The 1280-nt window shown below is 66.7% G+C and carries 1 protein-coding gene and 1 pseudogene; both read left to right on the forward strand.

Translation table 11 applies throughout. The annotated features are described in order from the left end of the window. Window positions 1-207: pseudogene (locus H8B02_RS47240) on the forward strand (ABC transporter substrate-binding protein); the annotation flags it as partial. Between the two features lie 85 nt (window positions 208-292). Continuing rightward, a partial coding sequence (locus H8B02_RS47245) for an AMP-binding protein (protein WP_229172507.1) occupies window positions 293-1280 on the forward strand: 988 nt, incomplete at its 3' end.

A 1280-nucleotide genomic window follows, 5' to 3' on the forward strand; every position in this document is an offset into this window, starting at 1 on the left:
CTCGCGGCGCGGGAGCGGCCGGCCTTCGTCTCGGCGGTGCGGGCGCTGGACCGGGCCCTGATGTCCGGCTTCTACGCTATCCCCCTATTTAACTTGGGAGAGCAATGGATCGCGCGCTGGAATCGGATAGAACGGCCTTCGGCCACGGCGTTGACGGGCTACCTGCCGGAGACCTGGTGGCAGAAACCCGCCGCGCAATCCAAGTGAGCTGCCAAGTTGAGCTGCCAAGTGAGCTGCGAACCGACGCGGCATGGTCCGATCTGATCGAAGCGATGCAACCGACGTTGAACCTGTGAACCAGTCGATCACCTCGCCCACGCTCGATACGCTGTTCAAGCGCAGTTTGGCGCGGCAACCCGAGGCGCTGGCGCTGGTCGACCCGATCAACAAGCAGCGCATCACCGGACAGACCCGCAAGCGCCTGACCTATGCTCAGGCCGACCGCGCGATCTCGGCGATCGCCGCCCATTTCGTCGAGAGCGGATTGCCGGCCAATACGGTGATCGCGGTTCAGCTTCCCTCGACGATCGAATTCGCCCTGACCGTGCTCGCCGCCTATCGGGTCGGCCTGGTGGTGGCGCCGTTGCCGCTATTGTGGCGCCAGGCCGAGCTGACGTCCGTGCTCAACCGCACCGCGGCGCGGGCGATCGTCACCTGCGGCAGGATCGACGGCGTCTCCTACTCCGACATCGCCATGAACGCCGCGGCGGAAGCCTTTTCGATCCGCCATGTCTGCGGGTTCGGCACCGATCTGCCCGAAGGCATGGCGTCGCTCGATGACGCGATCCTGCAGGACTCCCGGACCTCGCGCCCGATGATCCAGGACGGCCGCAAGGCGGCGCTGATCTCCTTCGACGTCACCAGCGAGGGTTTTCGTCCGGTGCCGCGCGCGCATTTCGGTCTGATCGCCGGCGGGCTCGCGATGTCGCTGGAGAGCGACCTGGCACAGGGCGCGACCATCATGTCGGCATTCGCGCCGATGTCGTTTGCCGGCATCTGTTCGTCGCTGGTGACCTGGCTGCTGTCGGGCGGAACGCTCGTCATGCATCACCCGTTCGACGAGGAAGCGTTCGAAACCCAGTTCAACGATCACGGCTGCGACACGCTGATCGCGCCGGCGCAGCTCGCGCTGCGGCTCGACGAGTGCGGCCTGTCGGAGCGCCTGCCCACCCTGCGCAACGCGATCGGCCTCTGGCGGACGCCGGAGCAGGTTGCCTCCAGTGCGCACTGGACCTCGCGGCGGGTGAGCGTGACCGACGTCTATCTGTTCGGCGAGGCCG

The organism is Bradyrhizobium altum, assembly GCF_020889705.1.
Taxonomy (GTDB): domain Bacteria; phylum Pseudomonadota; class Alphaproteobacteria; order Rhizobiales; family Xanthobacteraceae; genus Bradyrhizobium; species Bradyrhizobium altum.